Origin of the sequence: Bacillus cereus group sp. BceL220 (assembly GCF_051776965.1) — a bacterium.
GTDB classification, from domain to species: Bacteria; Bacillota; Bacilli; order Bacillales; family Bacillaceae_G; genus Bacillus_A; species Bacillus_A cereus.
On sequence record NZ_JBPWBC010000036.1, the window covers coordinates 1 to 9,067 of the forward strand.

Consider the following 9,067-nt stretch of genomic DNA (forward strand, 5'->3'; position numbering starts at 1 on the left):
ATCTTTATATTGTAACTTTAATGCTGGTAATTCATTCTCATAATAGAGTTCCATCAATTCTTTCATAAAGATACCAATGGATACACCATCCGCAATAATGTGATGAATATCTAACATAAATATATACTGGTTTTCTCCAAACTCTATTACTCTCGCTCGTATAAGTGGTGCTTGTCCTAAATCAAAAGGACGTACAAACTCATCAATAACATCTTCAAAAGATTTATTTTTTATCAAACCTCTTTCTAATTCAAAAACAATTTGATCATTAATACACTGTATGACCTTATCATCTATAGAGTGAAAAGAAGATCTTAATATATCATGCCTTTGAATCAATGTTTGTAAAGTATCTTCTAATCGTTTGATGTCCAAATTTCCTTCTACTATCACTATATTTGGTATCTGATAAGTAGTATTTTCTAAGTCATATTGAGACAAAGCATATATTCGTTTTTGAGCAGATGAAACATTATACTTTTCCTTACGTCCTACAGGCTTAATACTCGAAAATACATTTAACTCTGTAGAATAGATATATTTACATAATTCTCTAATATTACTTAATCTAAATATTTCTTGTACCTTAATTTCTACGTTAAACTCCTGATGAATACGCCCAGCTAAAATAACTGCTTTTAATGAATCTCCACCTAACACGAAAAAGTCATCAGTAACACTAATATTTTCAATTTCAAGAAGCAATTCCCATATATTAGCTAAACGTTCCTCATAATCGTTCTCTGGTGCTTCATACTTAGATCCAATCTCTAGATTTGCATCTAAATTTAATAATACTTTTCGATTTATTTTTCCATTAGTAGTAAGAGGCATCTCCTTTACAGCAACAAACATGGACGGAATCATATAATCTGGAAGACTCTTCATCAAGAATTTTCGCAATTGTGAAACCGTAAGTGCATCCCTTAATACTAAAAAAGCTGCCAAAATCTTATTTCCTTCATGATCTAATCTATCTAACACAACAACTTCTTGGATAGATTCATGTTTTCTTAAATGCTGCTCAATTTCTGCTAATTCTATACGGAATCCTCGAATTTTAACTTGTTGATCAATTCTTCCTAAATATTCAAGTTCTCCATCAGATGTAAATCTCCCTAAATCACCAGTCCTATAAAGATATGCATCAGTCTGTTCTATAAATGGATTTTTAATAAATCGTTCTAACGTTAATTGAGGACGATTTAGATAACCACGAGTAACACCTTCTCCACCAACATATATTTCACCTGGTACACCTGTAGGAACAAATTGTTGATTTGAATCTAGAAGGTATACCTGTAGATCAGGAATAGGTTTTCCAATTACACTTCCTACTGTTTCCTCGACATCTTTCAGAGTAATTGGACGATATGTAACGTGTACGGTAGTCTCTGTAATCCCATACATATTTACTATTTGCGGTTTCTGATCTCCATGATTCTTCATCCATCCTTTTAAACTTTTAGGGTCTAAGGCCTCTCCACCAAAAATGACATATCGAAGTAATAGCTCCCCACGTTCTTGTAATCCCTCTTCATACCTAGTTAATTGTCGAAAAGCTGATGGTGTTTGGTTTAAGATAGTCACTCTTTGATCAATTAATAAATTATAGAAAGCTTCAGGTGAACGACTTACTTCATAAGGTACTATAACTAACTTTCCTCCATAAATTAATGCTCCCCAAATCTCCCAAACAGAAAAATCAAAAGCATAAGAATGAAATAAAGTCCATACATCTTTTGCATTAAATCCATACCAATGATCTGTAGCAGTAAATAACCGAATAACATTATAATGAGTAACTAATACCCCTTTAGCTTTTCCGGTAGAGCCCGAAGTGTAAATAATATAGGCTAGGTCATTTGCTTGATTTATAATTTCAGGATTAGAATGATCATTGCTATAACTCTCCGGATTTTGTAAATCTAAAACACTATACCTATGGCTTAACTTTTCAATCAAATGTGTTTGAGTCAATATTATTTCCGACTGGCTATCCTCTAACATAAATTGAATACGTTCATGAGGAGAGTTTGAATCAATCGGTAGATACGCTCCGCCAGCTTTTAAAACCCCTAAGATTCCTACCATCATTTCTATTGAACGATCCACCATAATTCCTACAATGCACTCTCTTCCTATTCCCCTAGCTTGTAAAGTATGTGCTAATTGGTTTGCCCGTTCATTTAATTCTTTATAGGTTAAACTTTTATCTTCATATACTACTGCAACTTTTTCGGGATTTGTTTCTACTTGTTTTTCAAATAACCTTTGTAACGTTCCATGTAATGGATATTCTCTTTTTATTTCTTTCAATTCATCACTTAATTTAATTTGTTCTTTCTTTGTAAGCATATTTATATCACTAATCTTTTGATCCAAATCCCGCACAATACTATTTAATATTTCTACATAATGTTCTGTAAATAATTCAATAGTCTTCTTTTTATATAAATTTCTTACATATTCCCAACGAAATGTTAATTTTCCATGATGCTCTTTAGCGGACACTGTCATATCAAACTTGGCAAAAGGATAGTCGACATTACATGGATTAATTTTCAAACCATTCAATTTTATATCTGATATATCCACATTTTCCATAACAAACATTGTATCAAATAATGGATTTTTACTTGCTTCTCTTGGTAACGCAAGTACTTCAACTAATTCTTCAAATGGATAATCCTGATTATCAACGGCCTCTAAAATTTTTAATTTTATCTCTCCTAAAAATTCACGAAATGTCTTATTACTATCCAATTCCCCTTTTATTGGTAAAGTATTAACAAACATCCCTACAATATTTTGTAAATCTGCATGCATTCTTCCGGCCGCTACCGTACCAACTATAATCTCTTCTTGTGCTACATATTTAGACAATAAAGTTTGATATGCACTTATTAGTAGCATATATAATGTAACACCTGTTTCCTGACAAACTTCTTTCAATTTTCTCGTAAGTTCGGAATCAATTGTAAAATATACATTTTCCCCTTCAAAGCTTTGTACGTTTGGTCGTACATAATCAGTAGGCATATCTACTTTTGTAACCCCATCTTTAAATTGGCCTACCCAGTATTCTTTTTGCCTTTGAAACTCCTCACTTTGAATAAACCTTTGCTGCCATTCTGCATAATCTTTGTATTGTAATTTTAATTCTTTTAATTCTTTACCATAATATTCATCCATTAATTCTTCTATAAGAATACCAATAGATAGACCATCTGCAATAATATGATGAATGTCTAATATTAAAAGATGTTGCTCTTTTTCTAATTCTATTAACCCAACTCTCATCAAAGGTGCTTTAGTTAAATCAAATGGCTTTATAAAATTATTAAATATTACTTGAATATCTTTACTCCGAGCTACTTCTTTTACTAATACAAATGAGACCTCTTTCGATATATTTTGTACAATTTGATCATTATGCATTTTGAAAGAAGTTCTAAGTGAATCATGACGTTTAATAATCCTATCTAACGCTTTTTCTAATCGTTTTACATCAATGTTACCTTCAATCATCATTACAATCGGAATGTTGTAAGCTACACTTGTTGAATCATATTGAGATAATGTATACATTCTTTTTTGCACTGAGGAAACTACATAATTATCTTTACGCTCCGCACATTTAATAGATGAATATAAAGACTTTTTAGTTTTAGAGATACATTCAGCTAGTCCATGAATTGTAGGATTCTCAAATAATTGCTTTAAATTAATTTCTACTTCTAATTCTTTTTGAATTCTAGACAGTAAAGTCATCGCCTTTAATGAATGACCACCCAATAAGAAAAAATCATCAAAAATACCAATGCTATCAGCCAAGAGTATGTCTTTCCAAATACAAACTAATTTTTCTTCTATATTGTTTCTAGGTGCCTCATAAGAAATGTTAGTTCCTATATTTGAATCTGGCTCTGGAAGTAACTTTCGATTTACTTTACCATTAGGTGTTAAAGGAATTTTATCCATTTGTACAAAATAAGAAGGAATCATATAATCAGGAACTTTATTAGATAACTCCACTCGTAGTTCTGAAAAGTTTACTGCTTTATTTAAAACTACATATGCACAAAGATAGGAAATACCATCTTGACCTTGTTTACCAATAACACTCGCTTCGGCAATAGCCTCCAGTGAACGTAAGTGGTATTCAACTTCAGATGTCTCAATACGATAACCTCTTATCTTTACTTGGCTATCCACCCTCCCTAAAAATTGAATATTCCCATCTTCTAAATATCTTCCTAAATCCCCTGTCCTATATAAACGTTCCGTCTTATCTAATAATGTATGCTGCAAAAATTTCTGTTCATTTAGTTCTTCATTATTCAAATAACCTTTTCCTAAGCCATCTCCTGCTAGATAGATTTCTCCTGTAATTCCCTTTGGCAAAACATTCATCTGCTTATCTAAAATATAGACTCTTATATTGTCAATACCTTTACCGATAGTAGGACATTCTTGATAAATTGAAAATTGATCAAATGAAATTACTTGAGCAATTGCCCCAATAGTTGTTTCTGTTGGGCCATAATGGTTCATAAATTGGATATGTGAGCAATTTTCATATATCTTTTCTATATCCTTTACATTAATTTCTTCTCCCCCTAAAACTATCAACCTTACATTCTCCAATACATTTGATACAAATGCAGGATCATTTATAGTAAAAGAAAATAATGAAGGCGTAAGCTTTAGATAGCTTAAGCGATGGTATTGAATATATTCTAATAATTTTGATGGAGAAGTATATGTTTCTTTTCTAATAATGTGCAACTGACAGCCATTTAAAAGTGCTGAAAATAGAGATGTATAACCTAAATCAAAAGAAAATGATGATAACAGCCCTGTTCGATCTTCATTTTTTAGTTGTGCGGTTTTGGTAAACCAATTGATATAATTTATAACATTTTTATGACTAATACATGCACCCTTAGGCTTTCCAGTTGTACCAGAAGTATAGATAATATACGCTGAATCCGATTCCTTACTTTTAAAGTCACATATTACATTTACATTTTTATAAATTTGTTCATCATCTATATAAGTAATTTCTCCTTGAAAATTAAGATTTAACAATAACTCTTCTAAACATTTCTGTGTTAATAGCCTCTTAGCTTTAGTATCGCTAAGCATGTATTTTATACGCTCTGGTACAAAAGTAGGATCTATAGGCAAAAACGTAGCCCCTGCCTTTAATATTCCTAATATACCAATGATCATTTCCAATGAAGGCTCAACCATAAGACCAATAATTTCTTCATGCTGAACACCTTTAGAGGATAGTGTTTTTGCTAATTTTATAACTTTATCATTCAATTCAGCATATGTCAGTTTCCGATTCTCAAATTGAACAGCAATATTTTTAGGAGTTTTAGATACTTGCTTTTCAAATAAATCAATAATTGTTTTTTGTTTACAATATTCAACTTGCTGAAACTCTTCCTTCAGTATTTCTTTTTCCTCTAAAGTTACAAAATCAATATCTTTTATACTAATATTTGGTTGAATAGATACCGTTTCGGCAATACTTTGAAAATGCTCTTTCATTCGTTGTACAAATGATTCCTGATACTCCAAAGCATTATACCCAAAACGAATATGTAGTTCTTCTTCTGGAATAACAACTACATTAAAATCATAATCAGTCTCCTCATATGCATCTATATTCTTAATGTTAAAACCTAGATATTCCTCATTATTTGAAGACATTATATTTTCTAACGGATAATTTTCAAAAACAATTACATGATTAATTAAATTACGATTCAATGCTGTATTTGCTTGAATCTCCGATAATGGAGAGAAATGGAAATCACTTAAACCTACAACCTCAGTACCCACTTTTTTTAATAACTTTGAGAATGGCATAGAACCATCAGCTTGAACCCGAATTGGAATACAATTAATAAGTAGTCCTACCATTTTATCTATACCATCTAAGGCTGAAGGTCTCCCCGATACAACAGATCCAAATACAACATCATCTAATTGATTATACTTTTGGAGAAATACCCCCCATAATGTATGAAATAGTGCACTTAGCGTAACTCCATTTTGTTGAGCAATTTTCTTCAATCTTTCGGTTACCTGTTTACTAAATCGAAAGTCAATTTGCTGTAAATCATATTCTTGACTTTGCCTGTTTTTTATTGCTTTAGGAATCCCCGCTACTTGTTCATATCCTTTAAGATACTGTTTCCAATATGTTAAATCATTTTCCCTCCCCTCTCGTTTTTCTAACCATTTAATATATTGACTATACGGCTTAGTTTCATCCAACTCTATCTTTTTATTATTTATTAAATTTCCGTATATCTCTCCAAACTCGCGTAATAATATTCCCACACTCCATCCATCTAAAATAATGTGATGGAAGCTACAAATAACAAGATATTCTTTAGAAGAAAGTTGAAAAATATTAATTCGAAAAGGCAGTTCTTTAGCTAAATTAAATTGATTTTCTCTATCTAATTTATAAAACTTTTTTACAAATTCTTCCTTATCGTTCTGATTGTATAAAGAAATGTCCTTAAGATTTATATCTATTTTTTCTTGTTTTAACACAATTTGAACTGGTCTTTTTACATTTTTATAGATAAACCTAGCACGAAGCACATCATATCTAGCAACTAAAACTTGAAGGGCTGCCTTAAAAGCTGAAAAATTAAATGTACCTTCAATTGAAAAAGTGATTTGCTCTAAATATGATCCTGCTTTTTCATTCATTGCATAATTAAATAACATCCCCTCTTGCATGGGGGTTAAGAAGTAAATATTTTGTATGTCTTTTTTTGAATACACGTTCCTTCACTCCTACAAATTTTCAATAATATTAAATACCTCATTTAAAGTGTCAAAATCTAAATCACAAGAAGTAAAGTCGCTTGGTGTTAATTCAAAATCTTCTTTATTTACACAGTGCTCAATAACTTGAAGAAGATAAGATTTGTATCTTTCCGCCATCCGTTCAATAGTATGTTTTTCAAATAGATTTCTATTATAATAAAAGTCCATATATAGATGTTTATTCATAATACCGCCTTCTAAATTCAGAGAAAAATCTAATGGATAGTTTGAACTAACTTCTTGGCCCTTCATTTTCGAAAGCATATCAAAATCTTCCATATTTTCCAGTTCAAAATCACCCATGAAATTAAATCCAATCTCCGGACTTAAATTATCTATAAATCCTTCTTTATCCGTTAATCTTAAATATTTTAAAAGAAAATACCCTATTCCCTTATTTGGAACTTTGCGTATGGTTTCCTTCACTTTTTTTATATAATCACCAATCTCATTTACATTCTTCATTTGTAGAACAAGTGGATATATAGTAGTAAACCAACCAACTGTTCTCGTTATATCAATATCATCAAGAATATTTTCTCTTCCGTGACCTTCTACACCTATACAGATAGTTTCATTTGAATTCCATTCATGTATAGTTAAACCGAGTGCTGAAATAAGCAAATCGTTTATACTTGTGTTATATGTTCTATTTGCATATTTAATGAGATTTATTGTTTCTTCCGCTGTAAAATAAAGACTAGTCTTATCATAATCTTTCATAAAATACTCACCTGAAAGAGCTTTCTTATTTATGAGAGCAGGCACATCCACCTTTGATAATTCTTCCCAATACGATATTTCTCTTCCTATTTCATCACTTTGTGCATATTCTTCCAGCTGTTTTGCCCAAGTTTGATAAGAATCCGTTTTATTGGGAAGCTGCATTTTTTCTCCATTGATTGCTTGACTATAAAGAGTTGAAAAGTCTTCAAACAGAATTCTCCAAGATACACCATCTACTACAAGATGATGTACCACAATTAAAAGATAATCTCCTTCTCCTGTTTGAAATAAACCTAGCTTTAAAAGCGGACCATCTTCAAGTGATATATTTCTTTGTATTCGATTACACTCATTCTCAATTTTTTCTTGCCTATTCACACCATCTGCTATTTGTAAAACCTCAAGCTCAAATAATGGGTTTTCCATTCCACGATTATAAAGATTTCCATCCTTTAAAATAATCCTTAATGCATCATGATGTGCTACAATTTTGGAGAATATCTCATTAATTATATTGACTTCAAATCCCTCTGGCGCATGCAATATATATGATTGATTAAAATGTTCGACCTCTTCAAATCTTTTTTCAAAAAACCATTTTTGAATCGGTGTACATGGTACTGAACCAGAAATAATCTCATTATTGTATTTTTGTTTTTTTTGAGTAACATACGCACTCAATTGACGAATATTTAAATTAGATAACAAATGTTTTACGTCCAAATAATAACCAAGTTGATTTAATCTAGATGACACTTGAATAGCTTTTATAGAGTCTCCACCAATATGAAAAAACAATTCATTTACTCCAAGTTGATCAATATTTAATACTTTTTTAAAAATACCTAATAACATTTCTTCCATTGAATTTTGAGGAAGCTCTATATTAAAACTTTCTTCTTTATCCCTTATTTCGTGATTCAATAAAGCTACCTTATCAACTTTCCCATTAGAGTTTAGGGGGATAGCTTTTATTTGAATTATTTGTGATGGCATCATATAAACGGGAAGACTTTGCATTAATTTATTACGTAACTCAAAAATATTTAAAACTGTATCAGCTACCGTATAGGCAATTAAATTTTTATCTCCCTCATTTAATTCTTCAACTACTACAGCTACATCCTGTATTTCTTCCACATTCAATAGACGAGCTTCGATTTCTCCTAATTCTACTCGATACCCTCGAATTTTTACTTGTTGATCCATTCGTCCACAATATTCAATATTTCCATCTGGCAACCATCTACCCAAATCACCTGTACGATATAATCTTTTCTGCAGATTATTATGATAAATAAATTTTTCCTTTGTTAATTCTGGACGATTTAAGTACCCTTGTACCAAGCCATCCCCAGCTATACAGATTTCCCCTATTACCCCTATCGGATTTAATTGGAGTTGGTGATTTAAAATATAAATCTCCGTATTAGATAACGGTTTCCCAATTGGAATTTCATTTACTTTTCCAACAAAT

2 protein-coding genes are annotated in these 9,067 nt (G+C 31.0%); both read right to left on the reverse strand.

Going from position 1 to position 9,067, the window contains the following annotated elements; genetic code table 11:
* Positions 1-6,819: amino acid adenylation domain-containing protein (locus ACS2FK_RS30210; protein WP_438899967.1), on the reverse strand; the 6,819-nt coding region annotated here is incomplete at its 3' end.
* 12 nt (positions 6,820-6,831) lie between these two features.
* On the reverse strand, positions 6,832-9,067 hold a 2,236-nt coding region (locus ACS2FK_RS30215), incomplete at its 5' end, for a condensation domain-containing protein (RefSeq protein WP_438899968.1).